General features: G+C 65.5%; 16 protein-coding genes. 10 read left to right on the top strand and 6 right to left on the bottom strand.

Annotated features, from left to right (window positions below):
* The first annotated feature begins 68 nt into the window (after positions 1–68).
* Positions 69–1,088: an IS481 family transposase gene (locus LK459_RS06610; protein WP_039993135.1), complete on the top strand. Its 1,020-nt coding sequence runs from the start codon at positions 69–71 to the stop codon at positions 1,086–1,088.
* A 1,863-nt stretch (positions 1,089–2,951) separates the two neighbouring features.
* Here LK459_RS06610 and LK459_RS06605 read toward each other — a convergent pair.
* On the bottom strand, positions 2,952–4,574 hold the full coding sequence (locus LK459_RS06605) for a hypothetical protein (RefSeq protein ID WP_138985202.1): 1,623 nt from the start codon (positions 4,572–4,574) through the stop codon (positions 2,952–2,954).
* A gap of 164 nt (positions 4,575–4,738) precedes the next feature.
* Positions 4,739–7,114 (bottom strand): DEAD/DEAH box helicase, encoded by a 2,376-nt coding sequence (locus LK459_RS06600; protein WP_039993691.1) that lies wholly within the window; start codon positions 7,112–7,114, stop codon positions 4,739–4,741.
* Positions 7,115–7,516: 402 nt separating this feature from the next.
* Between LK459_RS06600 and LK459_RS06595 the strand changes: the two genes are divergently transcribed.
* The 3 genes from LK459_RS06595 to topA all read left to right on the top strand — a co-directional run bounded on the left by LK459_RS06595 (position 7,517) and on the right by topA (position 11,827).
* Positions 7,517–7,720, top strand: coding sequence for a cold-shock protein (locus LK459_RS06595; RefSeq protein WP_005171662.1), 204 nt, complete (start codon positions 7,517–7,519; stop codon positions 7,718–7,720).
* A 159-nt stretch (positions 7,721–7,879) separates the two neighbouring features.
* Positions 7,880–8,482, top strand: a complete 603-nt coding sequence (locus tag LK459_RS06590; RefSeq protein WP_007237855.1) for a hypothetical protein — start codon at positions 7,880–7,882, stop codon at positions 8,480–8,482.
* A 210-nt stretch (positions 8,483–8,692) separates the two neighbouring features.
* Positions 8,693–11,827 carry a type I DNA topoisomerase gene (gene topA, locus LK459_RS06585; RefSeq protein WP_227922328.1) on the top strand — a complete coding sequence of 1,045 codons (3,135 nt, stop codon included), beginning with the start codon at positions 8,693–8,695 and terminating at the stop codon, positions 11,825–11,827.
* A 117-nt stretch (positions 11,828–11,944) separates the two neighbouring features.
* Here the strand turns inward: topA and LK459_RS06580 are convergent, their stop codons facing one another.
* Positions 11,945–13,489, bottom strand: a complete 1,545-nt coding sequence (locus LK459_RS06580; protein ID WP_227922327.1) for an adenylate/guanylate cyclase domain-containing protein — start codon at positions 13,487–13,489, stop codon at positions 11,945–11,947.
* Between the two features lie 84 nt (positions 13,490–13,573).
* Between LK459_RS06580 and LK459_RS06575 the strand changes: the two genes are divergently transcribed.
* The 5 genes from LK459_RS06575 to LK459_RS06555 all read left to right on the top strand — a co-directional run bounded on the left by LK459_RS06575 (position 13,574) and on the right by LK459_RS06555 (position 18,665).
* Positions 13,574–14,842: a DNA polymerase III subunit delta' gene (locus tag LK459_RS06575; protein WP_007236727.1), complete on the top strand. Its 1,269-nt coding sequence runs from the start codon at positions 13,574–13,576 to the stop codon at positions 14,840–14,842.
* A gap of 88 nt (positions 14,843–14,930) precedes the next feature.
* Positions 14,931–15,833, top strand: coding sequence for an ABC transporter ATP-binding protein (locus tag LK459_RS06570; RefSeq protein ID WP_007236728.1), 903 nt, complete (start codon positions 14,931–14,933; stop codon positions 15,831–15,833).
* Positions 15,826–16,635: an ABC transporter permease gene (locus LK459_RS06565; protein WP_007236729.1), complete on the top strand. Its 810-nt coding sequence runs from the start codon at positions 15,826–15,828 to the stop codon at positions 16,633–16,635. Before LK459_RS06570 ends, LK459_RS06565 begins: the two co-directional genes overlap by 8 nt.
* Positions 16,632–17,519 carry an ABC transporter permease gene (locus LK459_RS06560; protein WP_227922326.1) on the top strand — a complete coding sequence of 296 codons (888 nt, stop codon included), beginning with the start codon at positions 16,632–16,634 and terminating at the stop codon, positions 17,517–17,519. The genes LK459_RS06565 and LK459_RS06560 overlap by 4 nt, the downstream gene beginning before the upstream one ends.
* Positions 17,520–17,585: 66 nt before the next feature.
* On the top strand, positions 17,586–18,665 hold the full coding sequence (locus tag LK459_RS06555) for an ABC transporter substrate-binding protein (RefSeq protein WP_007236731.1): 1,080 nt from the start codon (positions 17,586–17,588) through the stop codon (positions 18,663–18,665).
* Between the two features lie 87 nt (positions 18,666–18,752).
* Here the strand turns inward: LK459_RS06555 and LK459_RS06550 are convergent, their stop codons facing one another.
* Together LK459_RS06550 and LK459_RS06545 are read right to left on the bottom strand one after the other, a co-directional pair.
* Positions 18,753–19,931 (bottom strand): NAD(P)/FAD-dependent oxidoreductase, encoded by a 1,179-nt coding sequence (locus LK459_RS06550; protein ID WP_007236732.1) that lies wholly within the window; start codon positions 19,929–19,931, stop codon positions 18,753–18,755.
* Positions 19,932–19,978: 47 nt separating this feature from the next.
* On the bottom strand, positions 19,979–20,173 hold the full coding sequence (locus tag LK459_RS06545; protein WP_007236733.1) for a ferredoxin: 195 nt from the start codon (positions 20,171–20,173) through the stop codon (positions 19,979–19,981).
* Positions 20,174–20,311: 138 nt separating this feature from the next.
* On the opposite strand from LK459_RS06545, the gene LK459_RS06540 reads away from it, so the two are divergent.
* On the top strand, positions 20,312–21,514 hold the full coding sequence (locus LK459_RS06540; protein ID WP_007236734.1) for a PucR family transcriptional regulator: 1,203 nt from the start codon (positions 20,312–20,314) through the stop codon (positions 21,512–21,514).
* Between the two features lie 27 nt (positions 21,515–21,541).
* Here the strand turns inward: LK459_RS06540 and LK459_RS23215 are convergent, their stop codons facing one another.
* Positions 21,542–22,954 (bottom strand): fatty acid desaturase, encoded by a 1,413-nt coding sequence (locus LK459_RS23215; RefSeq protein WP_007236735.1) that lies wholly within the window; start codon positions 22,952–22,954, stop codon positions 21,542–21,544.
* Between the last annotated feature and the right edge of the window lie 86 nt (positions 22,955–23,040).

Raw genomic sequence — 23,040 nt, 5'->3', positions numbered from 1 at the left:
GACATAGGGAAGACCTCCGAGTGAGGTGTGGAGCTGTCTAGGAACCGCTCCTCAACCCGGAGGTCTTCGTGTCTCACCGTAATTCACCGTTGTCCCCGACTGGCCGGTTGCGTCTGGCTCGGTGTGTTGTCGAAGATGGGTGGCCCTTGCGCCGCGCGGCTAACCGGTTCAACGTGTCGGTCACCACGGCCAAGCGATGGGCGGATCGCTACCGCGAATCGGGGCCGGCCGGGATGGGTGATCGGTCCAGCCGGCCCCGATCGTGTCCGCATCGCACCCGCCGGCGCCGGGAACGCCGAGTCGTCGGGTTACGCGTCTCCCGTCGCTGGGGGCCGGCCCGGATCGCGTTTCACCTGGGCTTGAACGTCTCCACGGTGCACCGCATCCTGACCCGGTACCGATGCCTGCGGTTGTCGTGGATCGACCCGGCGACCGGGGCGCCGGTACGTGCCCGCCGGCGCGAGGTCCGCCGGTATGAACGTGAAGCGCCCGGAGACTTGATCCACGTCGACATCAAAAAGCTCGGGAGAATCCCCGACGGAGGTGGACATCGCGTACACGGCCGCGCCCAGGGCGCCCGCAACTCCAGTGCCCACCGCGAGCCTGGGCGAACCCGCAAAGTTGCTGGCCGCCCGAACCTGGGGTACGCGTATCTGCATCACGCCGTCGACGACCATTCCCGCTACGCCTACTCCGAGATCCTCGCTGATGAGAAGAAGGAAACCGCGACCGCGTTCATGACTCGGGCGTTGGCGCACTTCGCCTCGATCGGTGTCACCACCGCGCGAGTGATGACCGACAACGGCTCTTGTTACCGGTCCCGGGTATTCCGGGACTTGTTGGACGAAAACGGGATCAAGCACAAGTGGACCAGACCGTACCGGCCGCAAACCAATGGCAAGGTCGAACGATTCAACCGGACCCTCCAGGAGGAATGGGCCTACGCCCGTCCCTACCTCAGTGAAACCGAACGCGTCGCAGCCTTCCCCGAGTTCCTTCGCATCTACAATCACGAACGCGGCCACACCGCACTCCGAGGCAACTCACCCGCCGACCGCGTACCCAACCTGGCGGGTCAGTACAGCTAGCCGTGGTGGGAGATGCGTTCGAGGACGCGGGAGGCTCCGCCGAAGTGCGGCCACTCTCTGCCGCTCCGCGGTACGCCGACCCTGCGTCCGCCGAATCGCTGGGTGCCGGGGTAGCAGACTCGGGCGAAGCTTTCTCGCTCGCGGAATCCCCGGCGGAGGACTGCCCGGTCTCGGAGATGCCGGCGTCCGGGGTGTCCGTCGCGGCAGTTTCTGGCATGGTCGCCGTCTGCGATGTGGCGTTGTCCGACTCGGCGCTACTCGAGTCGGTGCGTTCCCGGTCGGCATCGTTCGACGCCGGATCGTCGGATGTCGACGTTGTGGACGGCGAGTTCGACGGCACGGCAGATTCCGGTACGGAAGTCGACTCCGATGTGATTGTCGAATCCGAAGTGACTGCGGAATCCGATGCTGCTGAGGCAGAGTCGGCGGCTTCGTGTGACTTCTCACCCGACGTCGCGACGACGGGTGAGCTTGCGACGGCCGATGCGTCGACCGTGTACGAGGACGTCGACGAGCTCTGGGGCGCCAGGGCGTCGGCGATTCTGCCCTGGATGTACTGCAGCGCACCGAGTGTGCCCGGCAGGAAGATCTTGATCTCGCCGTCGTCGAACGTGATGTTCAGTTTCGGACCCAGCAGGCCGCCGTTGACCACCGGGTAGTCGCCGAGGCCGATCATGTCGCCGACGCTCGGGCCGTAGCCGCCGTTGAGGAGACCGTCGAGCATGACTCCCGGCGCCTGCAGCAGTGCAGAGGCGACAGCATCCATATCCCCGGCAGCAACGCCGTCGACGACGGTCTGGACGGCGTGCCCAAGGGCACCGATGCCGCCACCGAGCGGGCTGATGATGCCCATGCCCGCGAACAGAGCGACTTCCTGGAGTTGGCCGACGACCCGCTTGCCCGCGTTGAACGGTTCGGACAATGCCGCACTGATCTGATCGTTGGGAACCGCTCCGGCCAGTGCCAGACCCAGATCGAGCGGCACGTCCAGGATCTTCCCGAGCGCAGGCAGCAACGGGCCCGACGAGGGATTGATCGCCGCGAAGATCGGAACCACCGCGACCATCAGCATGTTGTTCATCGCGGATTCGATGTCGCCCGCCCGTAGCGCATCGGTGACCGCCTCGAGCAGCGGCGGAACGTCGTCGCGCAGTGCGTCGGCCACGTCCTGTCCCGCGCCCGTCAGCCCCGTGCCGAGGTCGGTGACCGATGCGGTTGCTTCCTTCCACAGGGCAGCGAAGTCGGGCGACTTGCCTGTCGTCCACTTGCCGTCGGCGACCCCGCCGGCGACGCCGGTGATCAGGTTGAGCTGGTTCTGCAACACCTGGCTCAGGATCGGGAATGCCTTGTCGGACGAATTGGCCTGCAGTTGTTTGATGTTCGCGAGTGCCCGCTCGACGGCGTCGGCGTAGATCCCGGCCGGGTCGACCGCGGCCTCGGAGGCGAGCGCCGCTATGCCCGTGGACCCGGACAGAGCAATGCGAGCCGGTGACGACGCTGTCACGGGCTTGTCGGCGATCGTCGCCGCCTGGCTCATGGTCGGTACTGCTGCGATCACCGCCGCACTCGCGACGGACATTCCGGCGAGGGCCAGTGCGCCCACCCCCGGGCGAACGGCAACGTTTCTCATGCTCACTCCTAGTCAGCGGTGACAGAGGTCTGATCCGCGTCGGCCCCCGACCGTCCGCCGCTCCACCGCGTCCCGTCACCACCCGGACGCGTCGACGTCGAGAATGCATCGTTAGCGCAACAAATTGAGTCGGAATCTGGAAGCGCGTAGCCGTATGACTCAGCTTGTGGCCCACAACTCGGCGCCCACGACAAGAGGTCGCGGGCGCCGAGATACTGATAGAGGGGGTGCGATCAACTCCTCGTGGCGGAACCACTTGTCGACGACGAGGCGGTACCTACCGACGTGCTGCTCGACTGTGTACCGCTCACCGACGTGTCGTTCGACGTGCTGCTCGACGACGTGCTGCTCGGTGGAGTGCTGCTCGATGACGTGTCGTTCGACGTCGACGGTGAAGCATCGGACGAACTGCCGCCGCTCGGGGACTCGACGGCCGGGGATTTCACGTCGCCGCCTATCGCGGAGTTCGTACCGGACTCGGATGTCGAGGTCGTCGGCGCGGTGGCGGTGGAGGCCGGTGAGTTGGACTTGTCGGCGCTCGATGATTGCGAGGTCGAATCCGTGTGATCGCTTGTGGCGTCGGCAGATCGGCTCGTAGCTGCGGACTCGTCGGCGGCGTTGCCGGGAGTGCCGGGTGCATCGGCGACGGTCACCGTCGGCAGCACCGTGTTGTCGGCGGTCTGTGCCTTCACCAGCGCGCCCATGTCGGCGCTGACGGTCTTGGGCGGAACCGGCGTGATGGCCTTCAGAATGTCCTGCTGGATCCTCTGCAGTACCCATCCGGTGCCCGGCAGGATGGCCGCGCGGTTGCCGTCCGCGTCTTTGCCGAAGAGTTGCATCGGTCCGCCGAGCAGACCACCGCTGACCACGCGGAGGCTGTCGCCGAAGCCGACCAGGCCGGCGACACTCGGTCCGTAGCCACCGTGCAGGAAGCCGTCGAGCGTGATGGCGGGCGCCTGGATCAGCGCATTCAGCGCAGCATCGAGGTCGTTGTCTCCCAGCGCGTTCACCACGTTCTGCACACCACGACCGAAGCCGCCGAGTCCGCCCGCCACCGGGCTGATGAGGCCCATGCCGATGTAGTTGAAGTCGTCCTTGAGCACGACATCGAGCACCTTCGACGCGTTCTTCAGTGGTTGTGACACCGCGCCGGCGATGTCGGCGTTGGGAATCACGCCGGCCGCGAGAAGCCCGGCGTTGAGCGGGATGTTGAGGATCTGTAGGAGCGACGCCGTCGCACCGCCGTTCACTCCCGGCTTGATCAGTGCGTATACGGGCGTGATGACCGCCATCATCAGGTTGTTCATCGCTCCTTCGATGTCACCTGTGGCAAGTGACGTCGATACAGCGTCGAGCAGCTTGGGGAGTTGCTCCCCGAGTGCTTTCGTCACGTTGTCCTTGATCACGGTGCCAGCGACGTCGAAACCGTCGAGAACCGCCTGGATCTGGGTTTGCAGTGACGAGAAGTCCGGAGCCGCCCCGTGAGTCCATTCTCCGGCGACCGCACCGTCGACGACTCCGTCGACAAGCGCACTCTGGTTCGCCAGCAACTGGGTGAGAATCGGGTACTCGTCTTTGGGGGCTGTCTTCTGCAGCTTGTCGATGGCGGTCTGAGCCTTGGCGAGCACCGTCTGATAAATCGCGAGCGGATTGGTGGCGGCCGCAGGTGCTGCGCCGGCGAGTGTGGCCGCCGCTGTCGTAGTGGCGGTGTTCAGCGCCGTGGCCGCGGGCGAGGCCGTGGCGTATGTGGCTGCCTGGCTCATCGATGGGACGGCCCCGATCACCGCGGCGCTCGCCACGGAGACCCCGGCGAGGGCCATCATGCTCGCCCGAGGGCGAACGGCAGCGTTCGTCATTGTCACTCCTTGAAACCGGTGGCGTGCAGTCGAGACGTCGACGTCTCGATGCGGACGCCGACAGGTTGGGGGGCCGTCGCCACATCCCGGCGCCTCACCGCCGATGACTGTGCACGGCGGACTGCCAGAAAGGACGAATCGCCGCAAGCGCGTGGACGAATGACTCAGCTTGCGAGGTGAGTCATACCCCGGATCAGGTGTGTGATAGATCGCAGTACGTCCAGGGCGCCGGCCTTGTCGAGCGGTTCGTTGCCGTTACCGCACTTGGGTGACTGCACGCACGACGGACAGCCCAGCTCGCAGCCGCAATCGGCGATGGCATCCGCGGTCGCGGCGATCCAGGTCGCGAACTCGCCGAACCCGCGTTCGGCAAAGCCGGCGCCGCCCAGGTAGCCGTCGTAGACGAAAACGGTCGGTAGTCCCGTGTCGGGATGCAGGTTGGTCGAAAGTCCGCCGATGTCCCACCGGTCGCACGTCGCGACGAGGGGGAGCAGGCCGATGGCGGCGTGCTCGGCGGCGTGCAGGGCGCCGGGCAGTCGCGTCGCATCGATGCCGATGTCGGCGAGGGTCTCCGGGGTCAACGTGTACATGACCGCGCGCGTGTGCAGGGTCTGCCGCGGCATGTCGAGTTCGACCGCGTCGAGCACTTCGCCGGACGGAAGCTTCCGCAGATAACCCACCACCTGATGGCTCACGTCGACGGCGACGAAGGCGACGGACAGTGGCCCGTACGACCTCGATTCGATCACCGATGTCACCGACACCTCGGTGGTCTCACGTGCCGACGTGGTCCAGTCGGGTTCCTCGGGGTGCGCCAGCGCAAGCCCCTCCTCGAGGTCGAGTTCGTCGACGACGTAGCTTTCGCCCTGGTGGATGTGGACGGCACCCGGATGCACCGTCGCCGGTGCGCGACCGGCGTCGACCGTGCCGAGCAACTCCGATGACGACTGGTCGACGATGAGTACCTGCCCGCCGATGCCGCCGCGAATGTCGATGTCGCCGTGGGGTTCCACGCCCGCCGCGGGATACCAGCCCGCCTTGCGTTTGCGGAGCAGGCCGTCCGCGGCGAGTTCGGCCACTGCCTCGCTCGCTCCCCACCGTTCGATCTCGTTGTCGCCCAACGGATACTCGGTTGCCGCACACAGCAGGTGGGGTGCGAGGATGTAGGGATTTGTCGGGTCGATGACGGGTGCTTCGACCGGGGTGTCGAGCAGTGCGTGCGGGTGATGCACCAGATAGGTGTCGAGCGGATCGTCGCGGGCGACGAGCACCACGAGGGCGTCACCTGATTCACGTTGTCTGCCAGCACGTCCCGCTTGCTGCCAGAACGACGCGATGGTGCCCGGGTAACCGGCGATGATCACTGCGTCGAGTCCGGTGATGTCGACGCCGAGTTCGAGTGCATTGGTGGTGGCGACTCCGACAAGACTTCCGTCGGAGATGGCCGTCTCCAGCCGACGCCGATCGTCCGCCAGGTACCCCGCCCGGTAGGCGGCGACCTTCTCCACGAGCTCGGGAGCGCTGTGCGCCAGTAGATTACGGGCACCCAACGCTGTGATCTCGACGCCGCGTCTGCTTCGTCCGAAGCTCAGTGTGCGCGCGCCCTCGATGACGAAGTCGGCCAACAGGCGCGCCGACTCGGCGCCCGCGGATCGGCGTACCGGAGCGTTGTTCTCGCCGGTCACGCCCGGCAGGAAGTCGGGCTCCCACAGTGCGACGGTACGTTCGCCCCGCGGCGATCCGTCGTGCGTCACACCGACGGCAGGCTCGCCGATGAGTCGTTCGAGCGCTGCGGCCGGATCCGCGACGGTGGCGCTGGCGGCGATCACCGTCGGCTCCGACCCGCACGCACGTGCCAGACGAAGCAATCGACGCAACACCATCGCCGTGTTCGACCCGAACACCCCGCGGTAGTGGTGACATTCGTCGACGACGACGTAGCGCAGGTGCGCGAAGAACTGTCGCCACTGCCCACGCGACGGGCCGCCGGTGTGCGTGCCGGGCGTGGCGACGCCGGTGAGAATGCCGAGGTGCAGCATGTCGGGATTGGTGAAGATCCACCGTGAATGCGCTCGCGCCCACTGCCTGATCTCGGTCTCGGTGTCGCCGTCGTAGGCGCACGGTTGAAGATGAACAAAGTCTCGGCGTCCGGAGATGATCGACGTGAGTGCCTTGAGTTGATCGGCACCGAGTGCTTTGGTCGGACTCAGATACAGTGCGGTCGACTGTGGTTCGGCGAGAAGAGTCGTCAGAATTGGCATCTGGTACGACAATGATTTGCCAGATGCTGTTCCGGTGGCAATCGATACATGCCGACCTTTGAATACATGATCCGCGGCCACCGTCTGGTGAATCCACGGTTGCGTGATTCCACTATCGATCAGTGCGCTGCGTACCTCGTCTGACAACCATTCAGGCCATGGCGCGAAAGTCGGTGGGCGGGAATCGATTACCGAGAGGTGGGTTACCGGACTGGAGTCCGGATCGGTACCGGCGAGCGAGCGCCGAAGAAGTTCGGTGCCGAAAGTGGAGTGGTGCATAGACGAAATGTCGTGGTGACCGGGCGATCTCGGTGTCCGAGGACCCAACGGGTTCGAGCTCGTGATTATGTCCTATGGGCGGCCGGATTTCAGTGCACCTGATGTTACCTTTCGGTCTCGAAGCGCCGAAAATCGGGTGGTTTTGACTCAGAGTGATTGCGACGACTATCCAAGTCGCCACGAACATGATTGACTGATCTCGGCCGCAGCTCCCGGGCGGCCATCGCTCATTGCGGTGATCGCGCGGGATCGGGTTGCAGCCGTGGTACTGAAGTTGTCAGGCGGAGCGGTGTTCGTCCACGAACTCTCCCATCCGCGTTCTCCGAGGTATGGCGGTACGACCGGCCGCGACACGTGACCAGCGTGTCGGGACAGTTTGAATGTATGTAAAGGATTGCAGGAATGGCACAGGGGACTGTGAAGTGGTTCAACGCGGAGAAGGGCTTCGGCTTTATTGCTCCCGACGAGGGCAATGACGACGTGTTCGTCCACTACTCGGAGATCCAGGGCAACGGATTCCGTACCCTCGAGGAGAACCAGCGCGTGGAGTTCGAGGTCGGACAGGGCACCAAGGGTCCGCAGGCGACCGGCGTCCGCGCCGTCTGAGACTTCGGCTCATCTGACGAGCTTGATCGACACAACGCTCCCGTCCTCTCATGAGGGCGGGAGCGTTGCGTTGTCCTGACCCGCACATCCATCAGCAGTCCCACCCCGAGTTCTGCGCACCTCCCGACCGGCGCCGGTGCGGCACAGTAATCTCGTGCCGTGGGCCAATTGGCGTTCTTCTCGGCGGAACTCGACGAGCCGTCACTCGACGACCTCGGCGGCCTTCTCGCAGCGCACGGACAGTCGTCGCGCGTTGCCGGTAGCGGCTCCGGTGTGGGTGGTACGCGCGTATCGATCGTGCTCTCCGCACCGTGGCGGGCCGGCGCCGTCGTCGAGGAGATGCGCGCATGCGGCCTCGACACCGAGGTCTCGGAATCCGACGAGGGAAACCCGCTCGCCCGCAGTCAGGTCACCCCGCTCCTCGACGCCCTCCACGCCACATGGTCGCGAGGTGCGGTGAAGGCCGTTCCGAACGGATGGGTGCCGAGTGCGCGTGCGCTGCGGCTCTGGACCATCGCGGCAGGCTCCCACGACGCCGGGCACTACCAACTCGGACTCGACCCGCACGCGCCGGACACTCACGCCCAGCTCGCGACTGCGCTGATGCGAACCGGTATTGCCCCTACTCTGGTTGGCACACGAATCCACTCGCCTGCATTGCGGATCTCGGGTCGGCGTCGACTCGCCCGCCTCCGTGAGTACGTTGGTGAGGCGCCCTCGTATCCGGGAGCACGCGCTGCGTGGCCGGATAGCGGGGACTGACGAACGCCACATTCGTTCGCCCTCGGCATATTCGGTACTGACCTGGCGTTTTGATGGACGGCGTCGTCGAGTGCGGGGCCGAATGGTCGCTCATCGCAAATTCTGATGTGCAAATGGCGCTATACATAAGGTACAAACCTCAGACGAGACGAGACCTCACCCGTCGGCCGACCGGCACACGACGGGCAGGTCCAAAGCGAAGGACACCCGTTGGCCGAGACCAGCACCACAGCACCCCACACGGGAGACGCGATCCGACGACTCGTGATCGTCGAGTCGCCGACGAAGGCGCGCAAGATCGCGGGGTATCTGGGGGGCAACTACGTCGTGGAGTCGTCGCGCGGACACATTCGTGACCTGCCGCGCGGAGCTGCCGACGTACCGGCGAAGTACAAGGGTCAACCGTGGGCGCGACTCGGTGTCAACGTCGACGACAATTTCGAGCCGCTGTACGTGGTCTCGGCAGACAAGAAGTCGACGGTCTCCGAACTGAAGTCGTTGATGAAGGACGTCGACGAACTCTATCTCGCCACAGACGGCGACCGTGAGGGCGAGGCCATCGCCTGGCATCTGCTCGAGACGCTCAAGCCGAAGATCCCGGTCAAGCGCATGGTGTTCCACGAGATCACCGAACCCGCGATCCGCGCTGCGGCAGAGAACCCGCGTGACCTCGACATCGACCTCGTCGACGCTCAGGAGACCAGGCGCATCCTCGACCGCCTTTACGGCTACGAGGTCTCACCCGTGCTGTGGAAGAAGGTCATGCCGAAGCTGTCGGCGGGCCGCGTGCAATCGGTCGCGACGCGCATCATCGTCGAACGCGAGCGGGAGCGCATGGCTTTCGTGTCGGCGGAGTACTGGGACGTCGACGCGACGCTCGACGCCGGTGAGTCGACGACGCCGCGCACCTTCTCGTCGCGGTTGGTGTCCGTCGACGACGCGCGGGTCGCGGCAGGCCGCGACTTCGATTCGCGAGGCAACCTGAAGCGCGCGGACGGTGTCGTCGTGCTCGATCGCGAGCGGGCGACCGCGCTGGCCACGGCCCTCGACGGCGCCGACATGACGGTCACGTCGGTGGAGGAGAAGCCCTACACGCGCAAGCCGTATGCACCGTTCATGACCTCGACGCTGCAGCAGGAGGCCGGTCGCAAGCTGCGCTTCACCTCCGATCGCACGATGCGCATCGCACAGCGGCTGTACGAGAACGGCTACATCACCTACATGCGTACCGACTCGACGACGTTGAGTGAGTCGGCGATCAACGCTGCGCGTGCCCAGGCCCGAGACCTTTACGGCGCCGAGTTCGTACACGCAACGCCGCGGCAGTACAACCGCAAGGTCAAGAATGCGCAGGAGGCGCACGAGGCGATCCGTCCCGCGGGTGAGACATTCCGAACCCCGGGGCAGGTGGCCGGCCAGCTCGAGGCCGACGAGTTCCGCCTCTACGAGCTGATCTGGCAGCGGACCGTCGCATCGCAGATGGCCGACGCGCGCGGAACCACGTTGAGCCTTCGTATCGCCGGAACGGCGAGCGGTCCAGGCGGCAACGGTGAGCGCTGCACCTTCGCGGCGTCGGGCCGGACCATCACGTTCCCCGGTTTCCTCTCGGCATACGTCGAGACCGTCGACGAGCAGGCCGGTGGTCAGGCCGACAACGCCGAGACGCGCCTGCCGCAGCTGACCGAGGGACAGCACCTCACCGCGACCGACCTCGAGGCCGACGGGCACTCCACCAACCCGCCCGCGCGCTACACCGAGGCGTCGCTGGTCAAGGTGCTCGAAGAGCTCGGGATCGGCCGACCGTCGACCTACGCGTCGATCATCGGGACCATCCAGGACCGCGGCTACGTCGTGAAAAAGGGCAGCGCGCTGGTGCCGTCGTGGATCGCGTTCGCTGTCGTCGGGCTGATGGAGGCGTACTTCGAGAACCTCGTCGACTACGACTTCACGGCGTCGCTCGAGGACGACCTCGACCAGATCGCCAACGGCAACGAGAACCGCACCCGCTGGCTGACCGAGTTCTACTTCGGCGACAAGGCTGCAGACGAATCGACCACCGGCACGCAGGGCGAGCAACCAGAAATCTCAGGCTCCGACATCGCCAAGCACGGGGGTTTGAAGAAGCTCGTCGGGGTGAACCTCGAGGAGATCGATGCTCGCCAGGTCAACTCGATCAAGCTGTTCGACGACGAGCAGGGACGTCCGGTGTACGTGCGGGTCGGTCGATTCGGGCCCTACCTCGAACGGAATCTCGCCTCCGGGAGCGCAGCGAGCGGAGCGAATGTCACCGCCGGGAGCGGGGCGGATGCCACCGCCACGGCGTCGGATGCGGAGCCGGATCTGCAGCGGGCCAACCTGCCCGCGGACATGACTCCCGACGAGCTCACGCTCGAGGTCGCCGAGAAGCTGTTCTCGACACCTCAGGAAGGCCGGTCGCTCGGCGTCGACCCGGTCAGCGGCCACGAGATCGTCGCGAAGGAGGGGCGTTTCGGCCCGTACGTGACGGAGATCCTCCCCGATGAGGACGACGGCGATTCGGGCGGGGCTGCGCCTGCCACGATCCCTGCGGGTCCGACCCCACGCGACGGCGGTGAGGGTGGCGTGGTGCCGCTCGACGACGCACCAGCGGGCGGCGGGGGCACCGCGACCAAGACCGCTGCCAAAAAGACCGCGAAGAAGGCTGCCAAGAAGGCGGGTCCCAAGCCGCGGACCGGTTCGCTGTTCAAGTCGATGGACATCTCGACGGTGACGCTCGACGACGCGCTCAAGCTGCTCTCATTGCCGCGTGTCGTCGGTGCCGATCCCGAGTCGGGTGACGAGATCACCGCGCAGAATGGCCGCTACGGGCCGTATCTGAAGAAGGGCACCGACTCACGGTCGCTGGCCAACGAGGATCAGATCTTCGGGATCACGCTCGACGAGGCGCTCAAGATCTACTCCGAGCCGAAGCGTCGGGGACGGCAGGCAGCCGCGCCGCCGCTGCGCGATCTCGAGAAGAACGACGAGGTCAGCGACAAGCCGATGGTGATCAAGGACGGCCGCTTCGGACCGTACGTCACCGACGGTGAAACCAACGCCAGCCTTCGCAAGGGCGACGACGTCGCGACCATCACACCTGAGCGGGCGATGGAACTGCTCGCCGACCGTCGCGCCCGCGGACCGGCGAAGAAGGCCACGAAGAAGAAGGCGGCACCGAAGAAGACCGCGGCCAAGAAAACTGCGGCCAAGAAGACTGCTGCCAAGAAGACCGCGGCAAAGAAGACCGCGGCAAAGAAGACCACGGCGAAAAAGACAACGGCCAAGAAGACTGCGGCAAAGAAACAAGCACCGCCGGCCGAGGACTGATCTCGACAAGCTCGATCAACGGGTGGGGCTCGATCAACGGGTGGGCTCGATCAACGGGTACCCCCGCTGGTTGAGCAGGCCGCGAGCGCAGCGAGCTGCCGTGTCGAAACCACGCCGCTACCGCCGGTACGGCGACAGGTGTGGGCGGGCCAGCAGCGTCTCGATGCCCCGTCCGCGGAGTTCGACGCCCTCGCCGATGTCCCAGTTCTTCGCCTCTTCCGTGGATGAGAGGAACACCGCGCGGGCTGAACCGAGTACGCGGGTCGGTTCGTCCTTGGCCAGTTCGGTCAGGCGGGCGGCCTCGTTGACCGGGTCACCGATCACCGTGTACTCGAGGCGCTGTTCCGAGCCGATATGGCCCGCGATCGCCTTGCCCGCCGACACCCCGATGCCGATGTCGGTGTCGCCCAGCGTCTCGTAGAGTTCCTGCCGCATCTCCCGGGCTGCGGCAAGTGCCTTACCCGCAAAATCGTCGAGATTCAGGGGCGCGCCGAAGATCGCGAGCGCGGCGTCGCCCTGGAATTTGTTCACGAATCCACCGTGGCGTCCGACGACCGCGACGACGACGCGGAAGAACTGGTTCAGTAGGTCGACGACCTCTCGTGGCGGACGATTGACCGCCAGCCGCGTCGACCCGACGATGTCGACGAACAGCACACCGACGTAGCGCTCCTCGCCGCCGAGTTCGGTCCCGGTCTCTATGGCCTTACGTGCTACGTCCTCGCCGACGTACCGACCGAACAGGTTGCGCAACTGTTGTCGCTCGCGGAGATCGGCGACCATGTCGTTGAATCCGGCCTGTAGAAGCCCGAGGTCGGAGCCGTCGTAAATCTTGACCGAGGTGTTCAGGTCACCGTCGCTGACTCGTGTCTGCGCGCCACGGAGTTGCTTGATCGGGTCGTTGATGGCGCGGACGACGCGCACGATCGCCAGCAGACTGAACGCCAATGACGCGAGACACATCCACAGGATCGGGCGCAGCAAACCGACGGCGTCCGTGGAGATGAAGTGGATGCGCTGCAGCAGGATCAGTCCGACGATCACCACCATCGGCGCGACGACGCTGATCACCCAGAACACGGCGATGCGCGTCGTCACACCCGGAGCGATCGCCGAATCGGGATTGTTGGCCATGGCGGCGACCGTGATGGGGCGCAGCACCTTCTCCGACTGCAGGAAGCTGAGCACGCAGGTCACGAGTGCGCCGATCGCGCTGGCAACAGCGACGATGAAGGCGTCCTTGTGGGAGACGGTCAGATTGACAGCCGTGAAGAGAATGCCCCCGATCACCCAGAGCCCCATGTTGACCAGCGACAACGTCACCGGCAGCCGCAGCGCTCGCTTGCGGGCGAGACCGTTGTCGAGGCGGGTCCGCCGTCGATGCCAGACGAGCACCGGCAGCGAGAGCTTGATACTCAGCGCACCGCCCACGATCATCGCGAGGATGAGGTAGGTGAGGAAGATGCCCTGGTTGAGTGCGGTGATGTCGTCGAACTGAAACGAGTCCTGCGAGGGCATGCCGAATCGAAGGAACGCGAAGGTGAACAGAGCGCCGACCAGATTGGCGCGCAGCAGGTCGAGAGCGAGGATCGGCCACGGAGTGTGCGCCAGCCATTTGGCCAGGTGCAAGCCGTAGGACAGCCTGGATCGACGTTCAACCACGCACTCAAAGGTATCTGGCTGCTTGCAATTGTTAAACGTTCATCCACAAGCTGGGGTGTCCGAACTGCGGATTACGCTTGCGGTGTGACAAATGTCTTCGACCGGCTGACCGGGCAGCATGCGGTGGCCGAGGAGCTCACCGACGCCGCGACGGCAGCCAGAGCGCTCGCGGCACGACTCGACGCCACGGCCTCAGGGCTTCCCGACGAGTTCGGCGACGCCGCACCATCGGGCTCACCCGAGTCGCGTGCGTCGATGACCCACGCGTGGCTGTTCACCGGGCCGCCGGGAAGTGGTCGGTCGGTGGCAGCCACGTGTTTCGCGGCTGCACTGCAGTGTCAGCATCCCGACATCGTGGGGTGCGGTGAGTGTCGCGCATGCGTGACGGTGATGGCTCAGACCCATGCTGACGTCCGGCACATCGTGCCGCAGGGATTGAGCCTCTCGGTCGACTCGATGCGCGAGATAGTGCAAGCCGCCGCCCGTCGACCCGGGACCGGACGCTGGCAGATCGTCGTCGTCGAAGATGCCGACCGACTGACCGAGCAGGCCGCCAACGCCCTGCTGAAGGTGGTCGAGGAACCGCCGTCGCGCACGGTGTTCCTCCTGTGTGCCCCTTCCGTCGACCCGGAGGACATCTCGGTGACCCTGCGCTCGCGGTGTCGACACGTGCCGCTGACGACCCCGACCATCGCCGACATCGAACGCGTCCTCATCGACCGCGACGGACTCGACGCCGACGCCGCTCGCTGGGCGGCATCGGTCTGTGGCGGACACATCGGGCGTGCCCGACGTCTCGCCACCGACCCAGAGGCACGCGAGCAGCGCGACAAGGCGCTGGCGCTCGCCCGGGCCGCGACGCGTGATTCGACGGCCTACGCGGCGGCAGAGGAACTGGTGAAGACGGCGGATGCCGCGGCGAAGGCGATCAGCGCCGAACGCGACGAAGCCGAGACCGAGGAGATGAAGACCGCTCTGGGCGCGGGAGGTACCGGCAAGGGCACCGCCCGCCCGCCCCGCGGGACCGCAGGAGCGTTGAAGGAACTCGAGAAGCGGCAGAAGTCGCGCGCGACCCGCGTCGGTCGCGACACTCTCGACCGTGCGCTCGTCGACCTCGCGGCGCTCTACCGTGACGCACTCGTGGTCTCGATGGGTGCGCAGGTGACGCCGATGCACCCCGACAAGGCCGCCGACATCGCCGTGCCGATGGCGACCTATGCATCGCCCGAGCAGTTGCTCCGCTGCGTTGAAGCAGTATTGGAATGTCGCGAAGTCCTTGATCAGAATGTGAAGCCGAAGTTCGCTGTCGACGCGATGGTTGCCACCATCGGAGAGGTCATGCGCTCGCAATGATCCGGCCGGCCGCGACCCGCGGTCGGTGGCGTTCAGGGTAACCGTGAGGTAATCACGGTGAAACACAACGCTTCTAGCGTGGCAACCCATGACATCTGCACAGGGGGAGACGTCTCGCGCGTCGCAACGTCCGCCGGGTACCGGCATCGACATCTCCGGGCTCACCAAGACCTTCACCACGAGGTCGGTGCGCGGGACCAGCACGGTCACCGCGCTCTCCGACGTGTCGTTGAAGACCTCCGAAGGCTCCTTCCTGTCGTTGCTCGGCCCGTCGGGATGCGGGAAGTCGACGGTGCTGCGCATCCTCGCCGGTCTCGAGGAGCCCACCTCGGGTACCGCGCTCATGAACGGTCAATCGCCGAGTGAACTGCAGCGCCACCACTCGCTGGGAATCGCGTTCCAGGACTCCGCGTTGCTGCCGTGGCGGACCGTCGAGTCCAACATCAAGCTGCCGCTACAGGTCGGGCGCATGCCCGCAGACGACGGGCTGGTGTCCGACCTCATCGAACTCGTGGGCCTGACGGGTTTCGAGAAGGCGAAGCCGGCGATGTTGTCCGGCGGTATGCGACAGCGTGTGTCGATCGCGCGCGCTCTGGTGGTGCGGCCCACCGCACTGCTGCTCGACGAACCCTTCGGTGCCCTCGACGACATGACACGTCAACGGCTCAACGTCGAACTGCTCCGTATCTGGACCGAGAAGCCGGCGACAACCCTGATGGTCACGCACGGGATCGCCGAGGCGGTCTTCCTGTCCGACGTCGTCGCGGTGATGAGTCCGCGCCCGGGACGCGTCATCGAAGAGGTACCCATCGACCTTCCCCGACCGCGCGTTCCGGAGATGATGCGCACACCGGAGTTCCACGCGCTGCACGATCACCTCTCCGGTCTGCTGTTCGGCGGCACCAAGACCGACGCCGACGCCGCGCAGCCGGACATGGACGTCCCCGACACCGAGGATGCCGACGCCGTCTCGGAGGCGACGAGTGGCTAGCGTCGCCGTGGAGCGTACGTCCGCCCCGCGGATCCCTCTCGGTGCCGATCGGTGGCTCGCCGGTGTCATCGGCATCGTCGCGGTACTCGCGCTCTGGACGATTGCCGGTGTGCTGCAATGGTTTCACGGAACCATCCCCACTCCGTTGGCTGTACTCTCCACCATTGCCGACACCGGATGGAGCTACTACTCCGAGAACTTCTCCGCGACGATCGGACTGGCGTTCCGTGGCTTTCTGTGGGGAAATCTCCTGGCAATCCTGTTGGCGCTGTTGGTGATTCTCATACCGCCGATCGAAGGTCTCGCGACGCAACTCGCCATCATCTCCTACTGCACGCCGATCATCGCCGTGGCACCGATCATCCAGGTCGCTTTCGCCCAGGTGCAGACGATGATCGTGTTCCTCGCGGCCATCTCGGTCTTCTTCACGACGATGATCGGTACCCTCAGCGGTCTTCGTTCCCCGAACAAGACGAGTCTGGATCTGATCAGGGTGTACGGCGGGGGCCGTATGTCGCAGTTGCGACGGGTGCGGCTGGAGTCTGCATTACCGAACACGCTGGCCGCCATCAAGATCGCGGCCCCTGCCGCGGTCCTCGGTGCCGTGCTCGGCGAGTTCCTGGCGATGCCCGACAAGGGTGCCGGACCGGCGATGATCGTGGCGCAGCAGCGCGGCGACATCCCACAGGTCTGGGCCATCGCGCTGATCTGTGGTGCGGTCGCCGGAATCGGCTACGCGATCGTCGCCGTGATCGCACGCTTCGCCACCAGGTGGGCGGCGGGCAAGGAGGTGCTGGGATGAGCGCGCCCACAACGGTGTCGACGACCGACGTCGTCGTGACCGAGTCGGAGGGCCCCGGGCAACCCGCCACCACGTCACGAGGTCCCGAGATCACCGGATTGCTCTGGCAGATCACCAAATTCCTCGGTTCGCTGCTCATGTCGTTCGTCTTGATCCTGGTGATCTGGTGGCTGTTCCTACTGGCCTACCCCGACATCGGGCCGATTATCGGACGCACACCTGTGCAGGTTTTCCAGTACCTGTTCACCGAACCGGGTGCTGCGGACGCGCGGTCGGAGATCTTCTCGAATCTCTGGATCACGCTGACCGACGCGGCCATCGGGTTCGTCGTCGGCATGGCCGCGGCACTGATCACCGCAGCGCTGTTCGTCGTCTCGCGGCCGGCTGCCCAGACGTTCATGCCGATCGCGATGCTGCTGCGCTCGGTGCCGCTCGTCGCCATGACGCCACTGATCACTCTCGTGGTCGGGCGGGGTGTCGGCGTGGTCGCCGTCATGGGCGGCATCGTGGTCTTCTTCCCCGCACTCGTCATGATCATGACCGGACTGTCCAACGCGCCCAAGCAGATCAACGACGTCATCGCGGTCTACGGTAGAAATCGGTGGACCGCCTTGCGGCGCGCGGCGATTCCCTCGGCGGTGCCGTCGCTGTTCAGCGCCGCCAAGATCTCGGTGCCCGGAGCACTGGTCGGTGCGACCGTCGCCGAATGGCTCGGTACCAACAAGGGACTCGGCGCCACACTGCAGCAGGCGTTACCCGCGGCCGCCTACAACGAACTCTGGGCGTCCGTGCTGGTCATCACCGTCGCATCGATCATCCTCTACGCGATCGTCGGCGTAATCGAATCAATCGTCCTCGCCCAGATGGGTATGCAGCAGCACTGAGTTGCTGGTCGGGGTCAGCCCGATCGGGTGGTTTCCCGCCCGATCCACGTGAAAGGAACAACATTCATGAGCAATTCCCTGCGTAGCGGCGGGTTGGATCGCCGCTCGTTCCTGCGGTACACGCTTCTTGCCGGCGGCGCCGCGGGCGCGTTGGGTGTGTCCGGGGCGCTCGCGGCCTGCAGCAGCGGCAGTGACTCGTCGTCCGGGGCGTCGTCGACCGATCCCAAGGTGCAGCTGTCATGGCAGAAGAACATCGAATTCGCCGGTGAGTACTGGGCGTTGGAGAAGGGCTACTACAAGGACGGGGGCCTCGGCACACCGCAGCTGATCACCGGCGGCGGCGCGGGTACCGGCGTGGAGACCGGGCTGACGTCGAACAAGGTCTGGATCGGCACCACCGCACCGCAGCTCACAGCGCCGGTCATCCTGCAGGGCGCCAAGCTGATGACCGTGGCCGCCACCTACCAGAAGAACCCGTTCTGCATCGTCTCGTCCGCGGAGAAGCCGATCAAGACTCCACAGGACATGGCGGGCAAGAAGATCGGCGTGCAGGCATCCAACGAGAACGTCTTCAAGGCGCTGCTGACCGCCAACGGCATGAAGGAATCCGACGTCCAGAAGATCTCGGTCCAGTACGACCCCACCCCACTCACCAAGGGTGAGGTCGACGGGTGGGTCGCCTATGTCACCAACGAGCCGATCACCCTGGCCGAGAGCGGTTTTGCGAACAGCAATTTCCTCTTCGCCGACTTCGGTCTTCCGCTTGTCGCCGAGACGCTCGTGGTCCGACAGGAGACCATCGACAACGAGCGCGACAAGCTCAAGGCCTTCCTCAAGGCCGAGATCCAGGGATGGAACGACGCTGTGGCCGACCCGGCCGGTTCGGCGAAGCTGGCCGTCGATAAATACGGAAAGGACCTGAACCTCAACCTCGACGAGCAGGTGAAGGAGGCGACGGCGCAGAACAGCCTCGTCGTGTCCGAGGACACCAAGCGCAACGGGCTGTTGACGATGACCGACGCGTTGATCGCGCAGAACATCGAGGCCCTCGGCAAGGCCGGTTACTCCATCAAGCCCGAGCAGATCTTCGACATGTCGCTGATCAACGAGGTCTACAAGGAGAATCCGGGACTCATCAAGGCGTGAGACCGGTATACACCGGTCGGGGGTGGTGACGCGCGACGCGTTGACCGCCCCCGACCTGTGTCATCCGGCTCCGACAGGGCCGTCGGGTCAGACGCCCGTGGCAACGAGCTCTGCCGACAGCGTGCGACGGATTCTGGCGATCCGCCCCGGGGCGTCGATTCCCACCGCTCCGACCACACGCCCGCCATCGCTGTAGAGCACCACGCCATCGTCGACGGTCTCGCTGATCGTTCCCCGTGCGTCGGTGGTCGTCGTACCGACCAGTTGGATACGGTGGCCGTGCCACGACGACCACGCGAACGGCACTCCTGAGTACTTCTGTTGTCCTCCAACAGCGTTCGACCCGGCTATGAACCCCTGGGCGGCAGCCGACGTCCAATGGGCACCGGCCGCGCCCGAGACGACGGCGACGTCGCCGGCCGCCCACACCGCAGGTGCGCTGGTGGCCATCGTGGGGTCACAGACCACACCTCGGGACGACGCGTCGAGAGTGATCCGGCTGGTCGACAACCACTCGGTGGCCGGCGACGAGCCGATACCGACCACGACGGCGTCGACGAGGAACTCGCGTCCGCAGGACGTGCGCACCGACCCGATCCTGTTGTCGCGTGACGTCACATCGGACAGACCGGACCCCGAGAGCAGGGTGACGCCCGCGTCGTCGTGCAGAGCGGCGAGCATCGCTCCTGCCACTGGGCCGATGCCGCGGCCCAGAGGATGGGTAGTGGTTCCGATGAGCGTGACGTCGATTCCACGTGCGGCTGCTGCCGAGGCGATCTCGGAGCCGATGAACCCTGTCCCGATCACCAGGAGACGGGTTGCAGTGCACAATGTTTCGCGTATGACGAGTGCATCGTCGAAGTGTCGGAGCGTGTGCACGTTGTCGAATCCGGCGAGTTCGTCGAGGCTGCGCGCACGATGGCCCGTGGCGATCACGAGTGCCCGGTAACCGATCGGCTCGGACGTGGTCAGAAGGATTTTTCGGTCGACGTCGACCGCGGTGGCGGCCGTCGACGTCATCAGCTCGACGTCGAGTGCCTCCCACCCCTCAGCCTGCCGCAGCAGCGGAAGGGCCGGCTCCGTCTCGGCGTCGAGCAGCGCCTTCGACAGTGGCGGACGGTCGTACGGAAGGTGGGGCTCCTCGCCGACCATCACGATGCGACCGGTCCAGCCCTGCGCGCGGGCACCCTCGGCGGCGCGCACCCCCGACAGGGACGCGCCGACGATGACGAGGGGGTCGTCCGCACGTGCCGAGTGCTCGGGCATGATCGCTCCGTTCGGTGATGGATCGGTGTGGTGAGGGTGTCGGCGAGTCAGTCGACGATGCGCAGCGCCGACACCGGGCAGGAGTCGACTGCGGCACGGACGTAGGCCTTGTCGCTATCGGGAACGTCCGGTGTCGCCACCTCGACGAGGCCGTCGTCGCCGATCTGGAAGTACTCGTTGGCCTGTGTTTCGCACATGCCGATCCCCTCGCACGTGCGGCGGTCGGCCTGGATGTGACTCATGATGCTCTCCTCTGATCGCGGGCTGTCGATGACGATCTCCTGTCATCTTGACCGGGACATGGGTCACATTCACTGGCATCTGGCCCCAAATCGGTGCACTCGACTGTGTGATCACACAGTTTCTGGCATGTTTGGCTGATGACCGAGATCGTCGACTGGCTGCAGGGGTTCGTCGTGGACCAGCAGAGCCCGACAGCGGTGACCGACTGGGTGTCGACAACCGCCGACGCGATCATCGGCGACGTCGAGCTCCCCGATGACATCCGGCCCATCCTCATCGCCGCCATCGAGGAGCACTGGCTCGCGTTCCTCGGGGGTGTCGCGGTCGACGACGCCGGGGCCACCGAACTCGTGCCCGCCGCCGGGGATCTGTCGGTGCAGATCGCCCGCCACCACCTCGGGCTTCCGGTGCTGTTGAAGATCTATCAGAGCGCACAGGAGGCGTCGTGGGATTTCGCCGTGGACGTGGTCGGGCACGCTCCGCCCGACCTCGACCACGAATCGTTGCTGGTGTGGTTCTGGACGAAGGCCAACCGCTGGTTCGCCACCTCGGTCGAGCTGTCGGTCGCGCTGTATCAGGAGGAGGTCGACCGGATTCGACGACGCGGCGATGCGCGCCGCTACGAGCTCGTCGCCGACGTGCTCGCCGGTCGTAGCGTCGGCTCGACGGAGCTGTCGGCCGAACTCGGTGGTCATCCGATTGCGGGTGTCGCACAGGTCGCAGTGATCGCGCATGCGATGGATGCCGACTCCATCGAGGGCCTCGAACCGGCGCTCGTGCGCCTCGCGTCGTCGATTGCCGGTGCACGGCTCGCCGTGGTTCGGCCGGGTGGCCGTGAGCTGTGGGGTTGGCTGGCCGTGCGTACCACGATCGACTCGGTCGACTCATTCGAATGGAATTCGCGTGGAACCGATCCCGCTCAGATCCGGTTCGCGATCGGTGAGCCTGCCAACGGTATCGACGGATTCGTCAGGTCGCACCGCGACGCCAGGGCGGCACAACGCGTCGCGCTCGCACCGCGTCGAAGTAGTGCGGTCACGACCTACGAGGACGTGGCCGCGTTGACGCTGTTGACCCACGACCCCGACGCCGCCGAGCGGTTCGCGCGCACGGTCCTGCGCGGACTGGCCGCAACAGAACTCGCCGAGCTCCGCGACACCGTGCGCCATGTCCTCACCACGGCCGACAGTGCCGACCAGGTCGCGAAATCGCTTGGTATACATAAGAACACCGTGCGATACCGCACCCAGCAAGCAGAACGCCTGCTCGGACACCCCATCAGGGAGCGAGCAGGCGATCTGGTGTTGGCGTTGGATTACTTCACCGCGTTCCTCACGTGAAAGCCGCGCGGGATGAATCGGGGAGATTCAGGCGCTGGTCTCGGTGAGGGGGATGAAGTCGACCTTCTCCCGCACGCCGCAGTCGGGGCAGGTCCAGTCGTCGGGAATGTCCTTCCACGCCGTTCCCGCGGCAAAGCCTTCGAGTTCGTTGCCGACGGCGACCTCGTAGGTGTAGCCGCACCCCGGGCAGCGTGCAGCGGGCACGTCGTCGTCGCATGCACCGGGGGTGGTGTCCTCGAGGGGCGACTCATCGAGGACGGCATCGGCGGGCAGTCCGAACCGCCGCGTCAGGCGATCGAGTTTGCCGGGTGCCACGTTCGCGAGTCGGACGTCACCGTCGAAGTGTTCGACGACCCGGTGGTCCATCACGCGACGCCACAGCGGCGGGAACAGTGCGAGCAGGATCATTCCTGCGTAACCGGTTGGCAACGAGGGCGATTCGCGGTAGTCGCGCAACGTCTGGTAGCGGCGCGTGGGATTCGCGTGGTGGTCACTGTGCCGCTGGAGGTGATAGAGCAGGACATTGGTTGCGATGTTGTTCGAGTTCCACGAGTGCATGGGCAGCACACGCTCGTAGCGCCCAGAGGTGGTCTGCTGGCGCAGCATTCCGTAGTGCTCGAGATAGTTGACCACCTCGAGCAGCGAGAACCCGACGACCGCCTGTAGCACCAGATAGGGCAGGATGCCGACACCGAGCCAGATGGTCAGCGCGGCCCACAGTGCGATCGTCATCAGCCAGGCGTTGAGCACGTCGTTGCCGATGTGGAACGGGTGGGTGTTCCTGCGGCGGTAGCGCTTTGCCTCGACCTGCCATGCGCTGCGCAACGATCCGAAGACCGTACGGAACCAGAAACGATAGAAGTTCTCACCGAGTCGCGACGAGGCAGGGTCTTCCGGGGTCGCGACGCGCACGTGATGTCCGCGATTGTGCTCGATGTAGAAGTGGCCGTAGAAGCTCTGTGCCAGTGCGATTTTCGACAACCAGCGCTCGTGGCTCTCCTTCTTGTGTCCCAACTCGTGTGCGGTGTTGATTCCGATACCGCCGATGAAGCCGAGGGTCACTGCGAGACCGACCTTGTCGATGACGGGCCAGTCACCGGTCGCGATGAGATACATCGCCCAGATGAAGCCTGCGTACTGGACCGGCAGGAACGCGAACGTGACGTACCGATAGTACTTGTCGTTCTCGAGTTCCTCGATCACATCGTCAGGGGGATTGGTCGGGTCGAATCCGATGCAGAAGTCGATTGCCGGGACGACGCCGAGCACGACGATCGGCCCGGTCCACAGGAAGACGCTCCAACCGGTGAGTTCGTATCCGCCGATCGCGATGAACGCAAACGACGGGACGATGAGACCGATGAGCCAAAGGTAGCGCTTGCGGTCGCGCCACCTCTCGGTGCTTCCATCGGCGACGGTGCCACTGGCCTCCAGTGCCATGATGTACCTCCTGAACGCGGGCTGGATTACTGAGCTGTTTGTCAGAATCCACGCGTTCTGCATCACAATCACGGTGCGATCCACCC

The organism is Gordonia otitidis (assembly GCF_020735545.1).
Classification (GTDB): Bacteria; Actinomycetota; Actinomycetes; order Mycobacteriales; family Mycobacteriaceae; genus Gordonia; species Gordonia otitidis.
This window is presented reverse-complemented; position numbering and strand designations above follow the sequence as displayed.